The following is a 15,714-nucleotide window of genomic DNA, read 5'->3' as shown; positions in this document are numbered from 1 at the left end:
GCACGCCCGCTGCTACCTTTTTGAACGGCGTCAGGCGTTGGCCACGTTGGCGAGCTTGGAGCCCGCGACGTACTTTTCCAGGTTCGCCAAAAACGTATCGGCAATCTCATTGCGGCTATTCGTGGAAATCGCCGACGTGTGCGGCGACAACCTCACCCTCGGATGGGTATACAGCGGATGCCCATCCGGCAATGGCTCCGGCTCGGTCACGTCCAGCGATGCCAGCCCGACCTGCCCATTGTCCAGGGCTTCCAACAGCGCTTCCTGATCCAGCAACCCACCGCGTGCAAGGTTGATCAGGTGCAGCCCTGGTTTGGCGCTGCCCAGCACATCACGGTTGATGATATGCCGCGTGGACTCGGTCAGTGGTGCAGCCACCACCAGGTGGTCGGCGCGGGCGAACAGGTCGTGGATATCCTTGGCGGCTTCCACGCCCGTGTTGAACGGCGCCTGGCTTTGGCGCAGCGCCACCACCTTGATGCCCAGCGCCAGGGCCTTTTGCGCCAGGCTTTCGCCGATTGCACCAAATCCCAGGAGGCCCAGCGTCGTGCCCTTGAGCGGGCTCAACGCGGTGAAATGCCACTGGGCATCCTTCACCCAGATAGCCGGCAACTGCTTGGAGGCGGCAAAGATTGCCGCCAGGGCAAACTCGGCCAGGTTGTCGGCCGCACTGCCGCGCGAGGTAGTGACCGGTGGGCCGTCGAACAGCCAACTGGGGTAGAAGTCGATGCCCGACGACACCAGGTGCACCCACTGTGCGCCGTAGGGCCAGCCCGGCGGTGGCGTGTCCGGGGCGGTGTAGCCACGCACGTTGATCGGGCGCAGCAAGAGGATATTGGCCTGGGGCGGCAGGTCGCTGGGTACACCAGCGGGCACACCGATCACCTGGGCGGCGGGGTGGATCGAGGCGAGGCGCTGGCGGATCACGTCGTTGTAATCTTCGTCCAGCTGGCTGGCAATAATCACCTGACTCATGGGCGTTCCTTCTGGCGTTGGGCGAAGACCGTCTTGCCGACGCCTTGCAACACGGCGTCGTTCTGCGGGGTATGCACGCGACTGCAGAGTACGTCGCGGTAGTGGCGTTGCAACGGGCTATGGCGCGACAGGCCCGGGTTACCCGAGGCCTCGATGGCCAGCTCCACGGCGCGGATGGCGTTATGGGTTACCAGGTACTTCAGTTGCGCGGCATTGGCTGGCGGGGTATGGCCTTGGGCGGCAGCGTCGAGCAGGCTGCGGTTGGCAAACAGCAGGGTGTCGATATGGCCGACGGTTTCCTGGAAGCGCGGCAGCGTCGACAACGCTGCACCGAGGTTGGACGGCTTGCGCTCTTCCAGCCAGTTCACCAGCCAGTCCCGCGCGGCCTGGGCCACGGCGTCATACACCGAGGACAGCAACACCGACATCCACAGGAACCCTTCGCCATCCAGCTCCGGCGACGGCGCGCTCCACGGGCTGACACTGACAGCATGGTCGAGGGGTACCAGCACGTTGTCGAACACCACTTCGTGGCTGCAGGTGGCGCGCATGCCCAGGTGATCCCAGGTGTCGATGATGGTCACGCCGGGGCTGCCTTTGGGCACCAGCCAGGCACCCACCAAGGGGTCGGCGTCATCACTGCGGGCCCACACGCTGAACCAGCTCAGGCCGCGGCTGCCAGTGGAATAGATCTTGCGCCCGCTGATGCGCCAGCCTTCGGCCGTGCGCACGGCGGTGGTCGCCGGCAGCCCGCCACGGGCCGGCGTACCCAGGTCGGGTTCGACGCGCAGGGCGTTGATCAGCGCGCCGTCGCGCACGGCATCCTGGGCCACTTGCGTGCGCAGGTGCGCCGGCCAGGTCTTGCTGTCTTGCAGGCGGGTGTGTTGCAGGTACTGCATCACCAGTATCAGCGCGGTGGAAGGCTCGCCCTTGGCTATCGCGCTGATGGCCTTGCGCGCCAGGGGCAGGCTGGCGCCGCCACCGCCCAGGGCCTTGGGCACGGTGAGGGCAACCAGGCCGTGTGCGTGCAGCAACTTGAAATTGGCGTGGGGGAAGGCGCCGCTCTCGTCATAGACGTGCGCGGTGCTGGCCAGCTCGGCGCTGAGGCGTTCGAGCAAGGCTTCGAAGTTGGCGACGTCCACGGAGCGTAGAGACGGTTGGGTCATGGGAACGCACTCGGTCAAAAATGTGGGATTGGCGTGATTTAGATAGCAATGCGTACAGGCTGTTGGCCCAGCAGTTGCTCCACTGCCCGCAACACCGGGTCTGCTTCAGTGCGCACCAACCAATCCGGGCTGACCTCCACCAACGCCACCGTACCGTCCCTGGCAATCACGACCACCGTCGGTTGCGGTAATTCCCAGGTGCCGGTGCCGGTCGTTTCACCGATGTGGTTGCCCTTCGCCAACGCGGCATTGCGTGACGCTTCATCGAAGCTGTAGAGAATGCCCAGGCGTCGTCCGAGGTTGTTGTCAGGGTCACTGGCCACCAACAGTTGCAGGTTGTGACGGGTCTTGATTTCCACCAAGCGCTCGGGCACTTGCGGGCTCACGGCCACCAGCGGCACCCCGAGTTCGCGCAGGCGTGGGTAGAGTTGGCGTTCGTAATAGGGCAGGGCGATGTTGCACGCCGGGCACCCGGCAAAGCGGAAGAACACCAGCACGGCCGGACCGTCCGCCAGCAGCAGGTCGCGGTTGAGTTCACCGCCTTCCACATTCAGCAGGGTGAACGGGTCGAGTTCATCGCCGACCTGTACGTAGTCGTCCGGCCGCGCTTCATCCACCAGGCGCTGGCGCTGATCGATATTGACCTGCAACGCTGCCGGCGCCCAGGTGGCAACACGCTCGGCGTGCAGCTCGGCCAACTGCCGGTTGAGGGACTCACTCATGCCAGCGCCTCCTGTTTTTCTTCAACCTCGGCGGCGACGCTGTGGCGGTTGGCCGGAACCTCCAGGCCAAGGTTGTCGCGCAGGGTATGGCCGCTGTATTCGGTGCGGAACAGACCGCGTTGCTGCAGCACCGGCACCACCCATTCGGTAAAATACTGCAGGCCATCCGGCAGCACCGAGTTGATGATGAAACCATCGCTGGCGCCGGTCTCGAACCAGGCCTGGATCGCATCGGCAACTTGCTCCGGGGTGCCGACAAAATCCCGTTTTGGCCGCGAGAAATGCAGCGCCACTTCGCGCAGGGTCAGGCCTTCGTCCCTGGCCAGTTGCTTGATGCGGTCGGAGCCGCCTTTTTGGCTGTTGGAGCCGAGGTCACCAAGTTCCGGGAAGGGCTCGTCCAGCGGGTATTGGCTGAAGTCGTGATCGTTGAACGGGCGCCCGAGGGCGACGATCGCATCTTCCACGGTGACCAGGTCCACGGCCTGCTGATAGCGGCTTTCCACTTCGGCCGGGTCGCGGCCGACAATCGGGCGGATGCCCGGCAGGATCGACAGGTTTTGCGGGTCACGGCCAAAACCTTTGGCGCGGCGTTTGAGGTCCTGTGAGTAGGCCAGCCCTTCTTCGATGCTGTCCACGTGCACAAAAATCGCATCGGCGTTTTGCGCGGCAAAGTTGCGCCCGTCCTCCGAGGTTCCAGCCTGGAAAATCACCGGTTGGCCCTGTCGTGAACGCGCAATGTTCAGCGGACCTTTCACCGAGAAGAAATCGCCCTTGTGGTTGAGTGCATGCAGCTTGTTCGGGGCAAAAAACTCGCCGGTCTGTTTGTCGTAGGTAAAGGCGTCGTCTTCCCACGAATCCCACAGGCCTTGGACGGTGTTCACGTGTTCCTTGGCGATGCGGTAACGCACGGCGTGGGGTGGATGCTCGGCCTTGCTGAAGTTGTCGGCGGTGCCACTCAGCCACGAAGTGACCACGTTCCAACCGGCGCGGCCGCCGCTGATATGGTCCAGGGACGAGAACTGGCGTGCGACCTGGTAGGGCTCGGTGTAGCTGACGGTCACGGTGGCGACCAGGCCAATATTCGTCGTGATCGCCGCCAGTGCCGAGAGGATGGTCAGTGGCTCGAAACGGTTGAGGTAGTGCGGGCTGGACTTGGCGTGGATGTGCAGGCTGTCGGCGATGAATACGAAGTCGAACTTGGCGGCTTCGGCCAGTTCAGTCTGCTGTTTGTAGAAACCGAAGCTGGTGCTGGCATTCGGTTGGGCGTCCGGGTGGCGCCATTCGCCCCAGCCGTGGCCGACGCCGTGGACCATGGCGCCGAGTTTCAAATGGCGTGGTTGTGCGTGATGTGGCTTGCTCATGTTCTGCTCCTGTTAGCGCGAGGCTTGCTGGGAAAGTTGGACACGCTTGGCGTTGAAGCTCTTGTCGAAGCCCTGTGACACGTCGATGTGCTTGGTCAGCAGGCCTTCTTGTTGATAGGTGTCGGCGGTCGCTTGCAGGCCGCTGATGACGGTGTCGTCAATGGCGACCGGTGTGAGGTGGGTGTCCTTGGCCACTTCCACATGCACTTCCAGCGGCAGGCTGGTGATCTTGGCCTGGGCGGCCGCGTACTCATTGGGGTGGGTGTTGGCCCAGGCGTAGGCTCGGTCGACGCGGGCGACAAAGTCGTCCAGTTGCGGGCGCTTGTCGGCGATGGCCTGGCTGGTGGCGGCGAGGTACAGGTGGTTGCTCAGCAACTGGTTACCACTGATCAACACGCGGGCCTGGCTTTGCGAAGTGACCACGGTGGTGTAGGGGTCCCAGGTGGCCCAGGCGTCGGCGGTGCCGTTATCCAGTACCAGGCGCGACTCGCTCGGCAGCAGGAAAATGAACTGCACGTCCTTGGTGGTCAGGCCGGCCGTGGCCAGGGCCTTGATTGCCAGGTAATGGCCGATAGAGCCGCGGCCGGTGACGATTTTCTTGCCCTTGAGGTCGGCGACGGTCTTGATCGGCGAGTCCTTGGGCACCAGCAGTGCGGTGGTGTTGCGCCCTTCGGCGTGGATGATGCTGACCACCTTGAGCGCTGCGCCTGCACCGAGTGCGAACACGTAGGGCGCATCACCCAGGGCACCGATGTCCACGGCGCCGGCATTCAGCGCTTCGCCCAGGGGCGAGGCGGACGGGAACTCCGACCACTGGATTTCATAGGGCACGTTTTTGGTTTCGCCGGACACTTCCAGCAGCGCCTTGATCGTGGATTTCTGGTTGGCCACCCGCAGCGGTTGCAGATCGGCGGCGTGGGCTGCACTGGCCAGGCCGAGGGCTAGGGCGGTGCCCAGGAGCAGGCGTTTGAAAGGGGAGGTTAAGACCATGGGATGCAGGCTCCAGGCAGATCAAAATGAGGTTCGGTTTACCTCCGCCTGGGGAAGGGGTCGGTCAGTGGGTTAACGTTATTCCTATAAAAACTGGCTGTGAAGTTCTTTTTGGTTATATGTTAATTATGAAAATATTTGATTATGTGTGATCTGATTATTCTCTAATTGCATTTGGCGAGGCGCTGCGGTCCGAGGTGAAAAGGCCATCCATGCGCCCATGCGGTGGGCAGTTCATCGGGCAAGGCGGTGGTCAGCGGTTGGCGCAGGTCGATGCGGGCGATTTCGGCGCCGATGCCAGGTTTCAGGCGAGTGATGTGCAGGGGCGTGCGGGTGTTCTCTCGTGGGTGGCTCAGCCGACGCCTGGAGAGGGGCGGGCCTAGGGCCTGCACCCGGTGCGGGTGCAGGACGCTTGGGTGAATCAGATCACATGGAAACCGTGGGTGCCGTCGCGAGCCAGTTGGTCGACCAGGCCAAACTCCCAGTCGAGGTAGGCTTGCATGGCTTCCTTGGGGTTGTCGGTGCCTTCGTACGGGCGACGGTAGCGGTCGATCCGCGGCGAGGCCAGGTGGGTTTCACCTTCTTCCACCGGCAACTGTGCGTTGATCCAGCCGGCGGTGCCGTCCTGCAGGAGGAACACCTGCTTGCCGGTGATCGCTTCGACTTCGGCCACCGCCAGCCGCGCCAGTTGGCTGCTGCCGCAAGTCAGCACATACCGTTGGGCGGCGGGCACCTTGGCCAGGGCGTGTGGCAGTTGCGCACGCAGCACCCACCAGGCCCCGGGGATATGGCGCTTTACGTAGTTGGCGCTGGCGGTGAAATCCAGCACCACGGTGTCGCCATGGGCCAGCCAGTCGGCCAGGGTGTGGGGGCTGATCAGTTCGGCCTGGGGCGGTGCTGGGACCGGGGCGACCCAGGCGCCTTGCTCGCTGAAGTGCGCCGGTTGCAGATCATCCAGCACATGCACTTCCCAGCCCAGCTGGGCCAGCCAGGACGCAGACATGTTCGCACGCACGCCGTCATCGTCCGCCAGCACCAGCCGTGCACCGCGTACGCTGGCGACGTGGTCGGTTTCCTGCACCAACTGCCCGCCTGGCGTGGAGCGAGCGCCAGGCAGGTGACCGGCCTCGAATTCTTCCGGGGTGCGCACATCGAACAGGTAGGTGGTGCGCGTTTGCTCCTGCTGCCAGGCGTGCAGGTCGGCCAGGGTGGCACGGCCAACGCGGGCCTTGTCGGCGACGCGGCGCGCATCCACGGCGGCGACCTGTCGGTGTTCTTCCGAGGTCGGTGCAAAGCGCCGCGATTGGCCATGGGCAAGTGTCTGCCCGGCGAGGGTCCAGCCGATGGTGCCGTTACGCAAGGCCGAGACCGGGTTGGCCACACCGGCATTGATCAGCGACTGGGTGCCGATAATGCTGCGGGTGCGTCCGGCGCAATTGACGATGATACGCGTGGCCGGGTCTGGCGCCAGTTCGCGGACGCGCAACACCAGTTCGGCGCCTGGCACGCTGATGCCGGTAGGAATACTCATGGTCTGGTATTCGTCGAAACGCCGCGCGTCGAGCACTACCACATCGGCCTGGCTGTCGAGCAGCGCCTGCACCTCTTCGGCGGCGAGGGACGGCGTGTGCCGCTCGCTCTCGACCAGTTCGCCAAACGCTTTGCTCGGCACGTTCACGTCGATAAACAGCTCGCCACCCGCCTTGCGCCAACCCTCCAACCCACCTTCCAGCAGGCTCACCCGGGTGTAGCCCAATGCGATCAGGCGCTCGGCCGCGCGGCTGGCCAGGCCTTCGCCGTTATCGTAGACGGTGACCTGGGTATCGCGCCGTGGAATGCGCGCATACACCTCCAGTTCCAGTTTGGACAACGGGATGTTCGCGGCAAACAGTGGATGGGATTCGGCGAACGGCGCTTCTTCGCGCACGTCGACGAGGGCGACTTCTTCTTGGTCCAACAGGGCCTGGCGAATCTGGGCAAAGCTGCGGGTCGATACGGTGGTCATAGGGCAGGGCTCTTTTCTTTGGACAAGTCCCAGATATTCGGGAGGAAGGCATTGGAATAACCGGAGATAAACAGCTTCTCGCTGCCGTCGGGCTGGTACACCGCTCGGCGTACCGCACCGATATTGGCGCCGTACACATGGATGCTGATGGACACCTGGTCGCTGTGGGCATTGCTGACCTGGTGGATGTCACCGACCTTGGGCGACACGACCTCGACCTGGCCCGGCACCAACTGGATGGGCTTGCCTTCGGCAACCAGGCTGCCATCGGGGGCGCGTTCGAACCCTTGGGAGAACTCTGCCCCGCGTAGCATCCCGATCAGTCCCCACACCCGGTGGTCATGGATCGGCGTACGTTGCCCCGGCCCCCAGACAAAACTGACGATGCTGAAGCGCTGGCGCGAATCGGCATGCAGCAAGAACTGCTGATAGCGCTCGGGGTCGGGTTGGGCGAATTCATCAGGCAGCCAGTCATCATGGCTGACCAGTTGCGCCAACAGCTTGCCGCCACGGTGCAGCAAGTCGCCTTCGCGTGGATTACCGTCGATCAATTCCGCCAGGGCGCCTATGAAGGCTCTGAGTCTCTCGGGGTGTCGGGCCTGGGTCATGACAATTCCATCGTGTGGTCGGTGGTGATGGTTTTATCTAAGCATAATGTTTATAGTTAATATGCTATTTTTTAATGATTAGCTTATAGCCGAAGGTAATTTAGAACCGCTCTGAATAGCGTTAGACGTTATCGATCACAGCGCGGACTATCCAGGCAGCGTTCCTGCAACTATGCTTCGTACACATCTTAATGACTGTTCTCTATGTGCGGCCCAAATGAAAATTGACGATATCGATGCCTTTGTCGAAGTGATTCGTTGCCAGTCCATCAGCCATGCCGCCGAGTCATTGCAACTGACCCAGCCGGCCATCACCCGCCGCGTGCAGAACTTCGAGCAGGCGCTGGGCGTGGAGCTGTTCGACCGCAATACCAAGCCCCTCAAGCCTACGCTGATCGGCACCCGTGTCTACGAACAGTGCCGGCTGATCCTGCGCGAGATGGACGCCCTGCGTGAGCTGGTGGCTACCGACGCGCCGCCCACCGGCCTGTTGCGCCTGGGCGTGCCCCAGACTATCGGCGATGTGGTGCTGCTGGATGCGCTCAAGCACCTGCGCACTGAATACCCTGAGTTGCGTGCCCAGGTCGCCACCGGCTGGGGCAGCCAACTGGTCGGCAAGATCGAGCGCGGCGAGCTGGATGCCGCAGCGGCGTTATTCCCGGCGGGCAAGATCTTCCCGGACAACATCGTCGGCGAATCCATCGGCAAGATGGAGCTGGTGGTGGTGTGCGCCAAGGCGCAATTGCCGAAGAAACCCTGCAAGCTGGCGGACGTGTACCAGAACGGCTGGATTCTCAACCCGGATGGTTGCGGCTTCCGCGCGGGTTTGCAGCGGACCTTGTCGGATCAGGGCCTGGCGCTACGGGTGAACCTGGAAACCTTCGGCACCGAGCTGCAATTGGGCCTGGTGGCGGACGGCCTGGGCCTGGGGCTGGTACCACGGCCGTTGCTGGAACGCAGCGCCCACCGTGAGCAACTGGCGGTGATGCCGCTCAAGGATTTCAAGCCGGTGATGGACCTGTGGCTGATCTACCCGCACTTCCTGGGCAACCTGCAAGGGCCGGTGGACGCCTTTGGCAAGCTGGTGGCGAATTCCCTGCATAAAATCCGCAACGCCGCGTAATCCCACCTGTGTCATGGCGGGTGTGTTTATGAAAAAAAATAATAATTAGCTTAGATTAAAATGTGCTTTTTATTATTTAAATGCATCCCATAGGCTTGCCTGGAAGTCCTTAAGGCCATCCAGGAAGTTTTGCCATGAGCAGCGTCACCTCGATTTCCAGCGTTTCCAGCAACGTTCGCCAACGCGTCACTCCGGAAGAGTGGGAAGTGCGCGTCAAATTGGCCGCCGCTTATCGCCTGGCGGCCCTTTACAAGTGGACCGACCACATCTACACCCACTTCTCCGCCCGCGTACCGGGCCCGGAGGAGCATTTCCTGATCAATGCCTTTGGGTTGTTGTTCGATGAAATCAGTGCTTCCAACCTGGTCAAGGTCGACCTTGACGGCACCATTGTCGACGACCCCACCGGCCTTGGCATCAACTACGCCGGCTACGTGATCCACAGCGCCATCCACGGCGCGCGCCACGACCTGCAAGCGGTGCTGCACACCCACACCCGTGACGGCATTGCGGTGTCGGCGCAGAAAGACGGCCTGCTGCCGATCTCCCAGCATTCGATCGGTTTCTCCGGGCGCGTGGCGTACCACGGTTATGAAGGCGTGGCCCTGGACCTGGACGAGCGTGAGCGGCTGGTCGCGGACTTGGGCGACAAGAGTGTGATGATCCTGCGCAACCATGGGTTGTTGACGGCGGGGGTGAGTGTTGAGCATGCGTTTCAGCAGCTGCAGCAGTTGGAGCGTGCGTGCAATATCCAGGTCGCGGCGCAGGCGGCGGGGAATGCGGAGTTGATCTTTCCGCCGAGGGAGGTGGTGGAGAAAGTTGAGCAGCAGGCGAAGGTGTTTGCCAGTGGCGAGGGGCCTGGTGTGGCGCGGCATTGGAATGCGTTGATTCGGCAGTTGGAGCGCAGTGATACCGAGTACAAGAACTGATCGTCGACACAAACGGGTTTAATCATAGGGGAGCCAGCTCCTGCTGGCGGCCTGACAGCCAACTACTATCTGCCTGTAATCCCACGGTCCAAAAAAGTGGGAGCGGGCTTGCCCGCGAAAGCGGCCTGACAACCGACCGCTATCTGCCTGTCACCCCACGATCCAACTGTGGGGGCTGGCTTGCCTGCGATGCAGGCCACTCGGCGCATCAGGCACACCGGTTGAGGCCATCCCTGGCAAGCCAGCTCCCACATTGGTTTTGAGGTGTGCTTAAGCGACCTGTTGGGCGTGTTCACGCTCGGCAACCAGTTGGCGGGTGAGAGGGATCAAACGCTTGCCGTAGTCGATCGCATCATTCAGGGGGTCAAAGCCACGGATCAGGAACGTGGTAATGCCCAGGTCGTAGTAGTCCAGCAACGCTTGCGCGACTTGCTCGGCTGTACCCACCAGCGAGGTGGAGTTGCCCTGCGCACCGAGCAGGCCCGCAATCCCCGTCCACAAACGCTTATCCAACCGTGACCCTTGCGCTGCGGCCGCCAGCAACCGGCGCGAGCCTTCATTCGGCGGTTCACGTCGCACAAAACCATTCTTCTCCGCCAGCTCGGTGGCCTGCTCAAGGATCTTGTCGGCCCGCGCCCACGCCAGTTCTTCGGTCTCGGCGAGGATCGGCCGCAATGACAGGCTGAAGCGAATCTCGCGCCCATGCTTGGCCGCTTCGGCGCGTACCTGAGTCACGATCTCGCGCACCTGCTCGTAGGTTTCGCCCCACAGTGCATATACGTCGGCGTGCTTGCCCGCTACTTCAATCGCAGCGTTGGAGGCGCCGCCAAAATACAGCGGGATGTGTGGCTGTTGTGATGATTTCACCGTGGAGTGCGCACCTTCGACCTGATAGTAGGTGCCCTTGAAGTCGAAGGGTTGTTCGCTGGTCCATTCCTGGCGCACCACGCTCAAGTATTCATCGGTACGGGCGTAACGCTCGTCCTTGCCGATATGGCTGCCATCGGCACGCAGTTCGCGGTCATCGCCGCCGGTGATGATGTGCACGGCCGTGCGCCCGCCGTTGAACACGTCGAGTGTGGCGAATTGACGTGCGGCCAGGGTGGGCTGGGCGAAACCGGGGCGGTGGGCGATGAGGAATTGCAGTTTGCGGGTCACGCTGGCGGCGTGGGAGGCGATCAGCGTGCTGTCCGGGCTGTTGGAGTGGAAGGCCACCAGCGCGCGGTCGAAGCCGGCTTCCTCGTGGGCGCGGGCCACGGCCTCGACGTAGTCGGGTTGCAGGGTAGGGCCGCTGCGTGGATGGATCTCGGAAGCGTGGTGGCCGCCAATGTAGCCGATGAATTCGATGCTCATGGTGTGTCCTTCTCTTGGGCGTAGTCTTGTGAGGGATGGGCACCTCCACCGGGTAGGGGGTCGGTTCTTCGCGTCCAAAGTAGGGGCAGCGGCCAGGGCTGTAAAATGCCGATTGGTTCTAACCTAATTATTAAAATATTGAATCATGATTCTGATGGTGTATCAGGGATTTGCATTTTGAATGTGTTCAGTTATTCCTGGAAGAACTGTCACGGCCGCCAGTTTGCGTCGGGTTGCCCAAGGCTGACCGGAGATAACGTTGTGTTTTCCCCTGCGCTGAGGTCTGATGAGCGCCGAAACGGGGACGTCAGGTTTGGGGAGTTATGCGGGCAGAACTAGCGCACTATGGCGGTATTACCGTCATGATTCCGGCCGCCCTCATCATTGCGGTATGGCTGAGGTATTCCAACCCTTGGGCACTTCGCGCCTGGGTCATCACCGTCGGCGTGACGTATTCGATCGTTGCGCTCAGCAAGTTGCTGTTCAAAGGCTGGGGCTTATCGTTCGAACCCTTGGATATTGCCGTACTCAGTGGCCATGCCATGAATACGTGCCTGATGCTGACGGTGGCACTGAGCCTTTTGGCGCGCCAGTTCAATCCGGTATTACGCTGGCCGGCAGCGGGGGCGGGGTTATTGGCCAGCGCCTGGTTCAGTGCTTATTGCGTGGCACCCTACATCCATCCGCTCAATGAAGCCCTGGCCGGTGCAACGCTGGGTGCGGTGGCGGCGATTACGTTTCTCTGGCGTATTGAAAGCGCCGACATCAAGGTTTCACCTTCGTTTATCGGCGGTGGCCTGGTGGTCTTGCTGGCCTGCGCGCTGGTGCCCAAGTACAACGCCGAGTTGCTGCTCAACCGCGTCGCAATCACCTTTTCAGGTGCCGATCAAGCGCATCAAGAGCCTTCCTGGCGGCTGGACGCGGCGCATGGAAAGGCGGAGTAAGTCACCAGGTCCAGCGCCCGGTTGCTGTCCACCATCAGTTCCAGCAGCACCGTCTGCGCGTTGAGGCGCCGCACATCGCCCCGACGCCGCGCTTCCTTCATCTGCTTGAACAGCGTATGCGTGATTTGCTGCGGCGAACTGCCCTGCAACTGCTCCAGCCACCGGCTGATCGCCTGGGTATTGCGCCGGTACTGCGCGCGCCCCACCGGCTCGCCGAAGCTTTCGAACATTCCTGTGAGCTTCCTCAGCGCATAGCTGCGTATCACGTCGTCCAACAGGCTCATGGCCGTTCCTCGGTGCTGGAGATATTCGCCAGCAGTTCGGCGGTCTTGACCTGCATGAACTGGCGGTCACCGCGACTTTCCACGCACAGGCACACCGACAGTGCATCACTGACCTGCAACTTGAAGCGCCAATCGGCAAACACCATCGACAACCCGGAGCAGGACTCGTCGCTGTCCAGGGAGTTATCGCCATACAACACCTGCATGCGCTCGACGACGCGGGTCGAGTTATTCACTTCAACATGAATATTGCCCGAAGAAGGAAATAGGCCAATACGCTCTACCAATAACTTTGATGTGTTCATGATCGTCCCTCATTGTTCCTGTCAGGCGGGACTTTATTATGCGGAAGTGGAAAAGTACTGGAATGTTATTTTTAGTCAGTTAATGCCGTAGTTGTTATTTTTTGTCTTGCGCGATAGATGGTCTAAGTTTGTCAGCTGTGGTCATAATTACTCGGTCGTTAGTTGCTTGTTATTTAATAAGGTCGTCCCTTTTGCCGAAGAATAAGTGTGCGGTGCGTGGGAGGTTGCCTTGTTCAAAAACATATTGATTGTGTGCATCGGCAATATCTGCCGCAGCCCCACGGCGCAACAGTTACTGGGTGTCGCGCTGGCTCCCGCCGGGATCACGGTGAGTTCCGCCGGCCTGGCGGCATTGCGTGACCATCCACTTGAGCCCCTGGCGGGGCAAGTGTTGCAGGAACACGGGCATGTGCCCCTGGCGCACAAGGCGCGGCAACTCAGCGCACAAGCGGTGAGCGAGGCCGACCTGATCCTGGTGATGGAGCAGCGGCACATCGACGGTGTACTCAACCTGGCCCCCGAGGCGCGGGGCAAGGTGTTCCTGCTCGGCAAGTGGCAGCACGACCGCGAGATCACCGACCCCTATCGCCAGGGCAAGCCTGCCTTCGTGCAGGCCTATGCATTGATCGAACAAGCCGCCCAGGCCTGGGCCCAGCACCTGGCGCGCTGATGGTCCTCTTTAAATGATTGCAAGGACGAAGACACGATTTATGTATTCACCCCAGAACGCTTCCCCGGATAGCCCCCACCGCGACGAGATCGATGTGCTCGGCATGCTCGGCACCCTCATCGATCACAAATGGCTGATTGCGGGCATCACCGGCTCCTGCATGCTGATCGGCGCGGCCTACGCCATTCTGGCGGCCCCGGTGTATCAGGCGAATGCGTTGATCCAGGTGGAGCCGAAGAAGAACGACATGCTCGGTTTCTCCGATGTCAGCAGCCTGCTGGGCAAGGAGTCGCCAGCGGTGACCGAGATCGAACTGATCAAGTCGCGCACCATCATCGGCAAGACCGTCGACACCCTGGGGCTCGATATCACCATCACCCCCCTGCATTTTCCGTTAGTCGGGGGCTTCCTGGCGCGGCGTTATGCGCCGGAGCACAAAGGCGATATCGCGCCGCCGCTGTTTGGGTTCAGTCGTTACTCGACGGGGGGGGAGCAGTTGGTCCTGGACACCTTGACGCTGCCCACCGCGTTGCTCGGCACTACGCTGGTACTGGTAGCCGGCGAGGCCCAGACGTATAGCCTGTTTGATGAAGAGGGGGGGCAGATCGCTTCGGGCCGCGTCGGCGAGGCGTTTGCTTGCGACGGCGTCGAGGTGTTGGTCAAGGTATTGCGCGCCAATTCCGGTGCGCATTTCAAGATCGTGCGCAAGCCACGCCTGGACGCAGTGGCCGACTACCAGGACCTGCTGACGGTCATCGAGCGCGGCAAGGAGTCGGGCATCATCAGCCTGTCCCTGGAAAGCACGCGCCCGGCCCTGGCGGTGCGGACGCTGAATGAAATCTCCAACCTCTATGTGAAGCAGAACGTCGACCGTACCTCGGCCGAAGCGGCACAAAGCCTGTCGTTCCTCAATGACCAGTTGCCCCAGGTGCGTCGTGACCTGGAGAAGGCTGAAAACGCCTTGAACCGCTTCCAGACGCGCAGCAAATCCATCGATATCAGTCTCGAAGCCAAGGCGGTGCTCGACCAGGTGGTGGCGCTGGACACGGGCATCTCCGAACTCAAGCTGCAACAGGCGGAGATGGACCGCAAGTTCACCCCCCAGCACCCGGCCTACCGTGCATTGATCGCCAAACTGGCCGAGCTCAACGCCAAGCAGGCGCAGATGACCAAGCGTGTCGAAGGCTTGCCCAGCACCCAACAGGAATTGCTCAGCCTGACCCGTGATGTGCAGGTGGGGACCGAGATCTACACCCAATTGCTCAACCGCTCCCAAGAACTTGACGTGATGCGTGCCGGCACCGTGGGCAACGTGCGGCTGATCGACAGCGCCGACGTCAACCTGGCCAAGCCTGTGGCGCCGCGCAAGGTCATCGTGGTGCTGCTGGCAATGCTGCTCGGCGGCATGCTGTCGGTGGGCCTGGTGCTGGTGCGCAGCCTGCTCAACCGTGGCCTGGAAAGCCCGGATGGCATCGAAAAACTCGGCCTGCCGGTGTATGCGTCGATTCCCTTCAGCCTGTTGCAGAAGGCCGAAGAAACCAACGCCGCCAAGGGCCGCACGGCTGCGCCGTCGTTACTGGCTCTCAATCACCCCCATGACCTGGTCATGGAGGCCATGCGCAGCCTGCGCACCAGCCTGCACTTCGCCATGCTTGAGGCCAAGAACAATCGGTTGATGATCACCGGTCCCAGTCCCGAGGTGGGCAAGACGTTCGTTTCGGCCAACCTGGCGGCCATCGTCGCGCAATCGGGCCAGCGCGTGCTGCTGATCGATGCCGACATGCGCAAGGGCTACCTGCACAAGATGCTCGGCAAGGCGGTGGAAGCGGGGCTGTCCGACCTGTTGGTCAAACGCTGTGATCTGCACGAGGCCATTCACCCGACGGCGGTGGAGCGTTTCGATTTCATCGGCCGCGGGCAGATCCCGCCCAACCCGTCGGAACTGTTGATGCACCCCAATTTTGCTGCGTTGCTGGCCGAAGTCAGTGAACGCTATGACCTGGTGATCATCGACACGCCGCCACTGCTGGCTGTCACCGACGCTGCGATTGTCGGGCGCCAGGCCGGTACCAGCCTGTTGGTGACGCGATTCGGCGTGAACTCGGCGAAGGAAATCGAGCTGACCCTGCGGCGCTTTCATCAGAACGGTATCGAGCTCAAGGGCGCGATCTTCAATGGCGTGGAAAAACGTCGTTCCGCCAGTTACGGCTATGGCGACTATGGCTACTACAGCTACGCCTATCAGTCCGACAAGGCCTGACGAACATGAACAAGGTGCT

The 15,714-nt window shown here is 61.8% G+C and carries 15 protein-coding genes; 5 read left to right on the top strand and 10 right to left on the bottom strand.

All coding sequences use genetic code 11. The annotated features are described in order from the left end of the window. Positions 1-30: 30 nt before the first annotated feature. The 7 genes from ATH90_RS16185 to ATH90_RS16155 form a co-directional block, all read right to left on the bottom strand. Positions 31-975 (bottom strand): D-isomer specific 2-hydroxyacid dehydrogenase family protein, encoded by a 945-nt coding sequence (locus tag ATH90_RS16185; protein ID WP_098466780.1) that lies wholly within the window; start codon positions 973-975, stop codon positions 31-33. After that, entirely contained in the window at positions 972-2,141 is a 1,170-nt protein-coding gene (locus tag ATH90_RS16180) for an acyl-CoA dehydrogenase family protein (RefSeq protein ID WP_098466779.1), read from the bottom strand. The genes ATH90_RS16185 and ATH90_RS16180 overlap by 4 nt, the downstream gene beginning before the upstream one ends. Before the next feature lie 38 nt (positions 2,142-2,179). Then, the gene (locus ATH90_RS16175; protein ID WP_069077577.1) at positions 2,180-2,863 is read right to left on the bottom strand and encodes a peroxiredoxin-like family protein; all 684 of its coding nucleotides are present in this window, start codon (positions 2,861-2,863) and stop codon (positions 2,180-2,182) included. After that, positions 2,860-4,224: an LLM class flavin-dependent oxidoreductase gene (locus ATH90_RS16170; RefSeq protein WP_098466778.1), complete on the bottom strand. Its 1,365-nt coding sequence runs from the start codon at positions 4,222-4,224 to the stop codon at positions 2,860-2,862. The genes ATH90_RS16175 and ATH90_RS16170 overlap by 4 nt, the downstream gene beginning before the upstream one ends. Before the next feature lie 12 nt (positions 4,225-4,236). After that, a complete protein-coding gene (locus ATH90_RS16165; protein WP_098466777.1) occupies positions 4,237-5,214 on the bottom strand; it encodes an ABC transporter substrate-binding protein in 978 nt (325 codons plus the stop codon). 421 nt (positions 5,215-5,635) lie between these two features. Continuing rightward, positions 5,636-7,219 carry a rhodanese-related sulfurtransferase gene (locus ATH90_RS16160; RefSeq protein ID WP_098466776.1) on the bottom strand — a complete coding sequence of 528 codons (1,584 nt, stop codon included), beginning with the start codon at positions 7,217-7,219 and terminating at the stop codon, positions 5,636-5,638. Further along, on the bottom strand, positions 7,216-7,827 hold the full coding sequence (locus ATH90_RS16155; protein WP_098466775.1) for a cysteine dioxygenase family protein: 612 nt from the start codon (positions 7,825-7,827) through the stop codon (positions 7,216-7,218). The genes ATH90_RS16160 and ATH90_RS16155 overlap by 4 nt, the downstream gene beginning before the upstream one ends. Positions 7,828-8,044: 217 nt before the next feature. Here ATH90_RS16155 and ATH90_RS16150 point away from each other — a divergent pair, with 217 nt between their 5' ends. Further along, positions 8,045-8,950, top strand: a complete 906-nt coding sequence (locus tag ATH90_RS16150) for a LysR family transcriptional regulator (protein ID WP_069077580.1) — start codon at positions 8,045-8,047, stop codon at positions 8,948-8,950. Positions 8,951-9,084: 134 nt separating this feature from the next. Next, positions 9,085-9,879 carry a class II aldolase/adducin family protein gene (locus ATH90_RS16145; RefSeq protein ID WP_098466774.1) on the top strand — a complete coding sequence of 265 codons (795 nt, stop codon included), beginning with the start codon at positions 9,085-9,087 and terminating at the stop codon, positions 9,877-9,879. 270 nt (positions 9,880-10,149) lie between these two features. On the opposite strand, the gene ATH90_RS16140 is transcribed toward ATH90_RS16145, so the two are convergent. Then, positions 10,150-11,232, bottom strand: a complete 1,083-nt coding sequence (locus tag ATH90_RS16140; protein WP_098466773.1) for an LLM class flavin-dependent oxidoreductase — start codon at positions 11,230-11,232, stop codon at positions 10,150-10,152. A 323-nt stretch (positions 11,233-11,555) separates the two neighbouring features. Between ATH90_RS16140 and ATH90_RS16135 the strand changes: the two genes are divergently transcribed. Next, complete coding sequence (locus ATH90_RS16135; protein WP_244905986.1) at positions 11,556-12,176, top strand: hypothetical protein; 621 nt, start codon at positions 11,556-11,558, stop codon at positions 12,174-12,176. Here the strand turns inward: ATH90_RS16135 and ATH90_RS16130 are convergent. Then, entirely contained in the window at positions 12,128-12,460 is a 333-nt protein-coding gene (locus tag ATH90_RS16130; RefSeq protein ID WP_098466771.1) for a hypothetical protein, read from the bottom strand. The two genes, ATH90_RS16135 and ATH90_RS16130, sit on opposite strands and share 49 nt — an antisense overlap. Next, positions 12,457-12,765, bottom strand: coding sequence for a phosphohexomutase domain-containing protein (locus tag ATH90_RS16125; protein WP_240036032.1), 309 nt, complete (start codon positions 12,763-12,765; stop codon positions 12,457-12,459). Before ATH90_RS16125 ends, ATH90_RS16130 begins: the two co-directional genes overlap by 4 nt. A 229-nt stretch (positions 12,766-12,994) precedes the next feature. On the opposite strand from ATH90_RS16125, the gene ATH90_RS16120 reads away from it, so the two are divergent. Next, positions 12,995-13,435 carry a low molecular weight protein-tyrosine-phosphatase gene (locus ATH90_RS16120; RefSeq protein WP_098466770.1) on the top strand — a complete coding sequence of 147 codons (441 nt, stop codon included), beginning with the start codon at positions 12,995-12,997 and terminating at the stop codon, positions 13,433-13,435. A gap of 40 nt (positions 13,436-13,475) precedes the next feature. Further along, on the top strand, positions 13,476-15,695 hold the full coding sequence (locus ATH90_RS16115; RefSeq protein ID WP_098466769.1) for a polysaccharide biosynthesis tyrosine autokinase: 2,220 nt from the start codon (positions 13,476-13,478) through the stop codon (positions 15,693-15,695). The last annotated feature ends 19 nt before the right edge of the window (positions 15,696-15,714 follow it).

This window comes from Pseudomonas lurida, assembly GCF_002563895.1.
Classification (GTDB): domain Bacteria; phylum Pseudomonadota; class Gammaproteobacteria; order Pseudomonadales; family Pseudomonadaceae; genus Aquipseudomonas; species Aquipseudomonas lurida.
This window is presented reverse-complemented; position numbering and strand designations above follow the sequence as displayed.

Coding starts and splice junctions, on each gene's coding strand:
- ATH90_RS16185 (WP_098466780.1), bottom strand. CDS start 975: ATGAGTCAGGTGATTATTGCCAGCCAGCTGGACGAAGATTACAACGAC.
- ATH90_RS16180 (WP_098466779.1), bottom strand. CDS start 2,141: ATGACCCAACCGTCTCTACGCTCCGTGGACGTCGCCAACTTCGAAGCC.
- ATH90_RS16175 (WP_069077577.1), bottom strand. CDS start 2,863: ATGAGTGAGTCCCTCAACCGGCAGTTGGCCGAGCTGCACGCCGAGCGT.
- ATH90_RS16170 (WP_098466778.1), bottom strand. CDS start 4,224: ATGAGCAAGCCACATCACGCACAACCACGCCATTTGAAACTCGGCGCC.
- ATH90_RS16165 (WP_098466777.1), bottom strand. CDS start 5,214: ATGGTCTTAACCTCCCCTTTCAAACGCCTGCTCCTGGGCACCGCCCTA.
- ATH90_RS16160 (WP_098466776.1), bottom strand. CDS start 7,219: ATGACCACCGTATCGACCCGCAGCTTTGCCCAGATTCGCCAGGCCCTG.
- ATH90_RS16155 (WP_098466775.1), bottom strand. CDS start 7,827: ATGACCCAGGCCCGACACCCCGAGAGACTCAGAGCCTTCATAGGCGCC.
- ATH90_RS16150 (WP_069077580.1), top strand. CDS start 8,045: ATGAAAATTGACGATATCGATGCCTTTGTCGAAGTGATTCGTTGCCAG.
- ATH90_RS16145 (WP_098466774.1), top strand. CDS start 9,085: ATGAGCAGCGTCACCTCGATTTCCAGCGTTTCCAGCAACGTTCGCCAA.
- ATH90_RS16140 (WP_098466773.1), bottom strand. CDS start 11,232: ATGAGCATCGAATTCATCGGCTACATTGGCGGCCACCACGCTTCCGAG.
- ATH90_RS16135 (WP_244905986.1), top strand. CDS start 11,556: ATGCGGGCAGAACTAGCGCACTATGGCGGTATTACCGTCATGATTCCG.
- ATH90_RS16130 (WP_098466771.1), bottom strand. CDS start 12,460: ATGAGCCTGTTGGACGACGTGATACGCAGCTATGCGCTGAGGAAGCTC.
- ATH90_RS16125 (WP_240036032.1), bottom strand. CDS start 12,765: ATGAACACATCAAAGTTATTGGTAGAGCGTATTGGCCTATTTCCTTCT.
- ATH90_RS16115 (WP_098466769.1), top strand. CDS start 13,476: ATGTATTCACCCCAGAACGCTTCCCCGGATAGCCCCCACCGCGACGAG.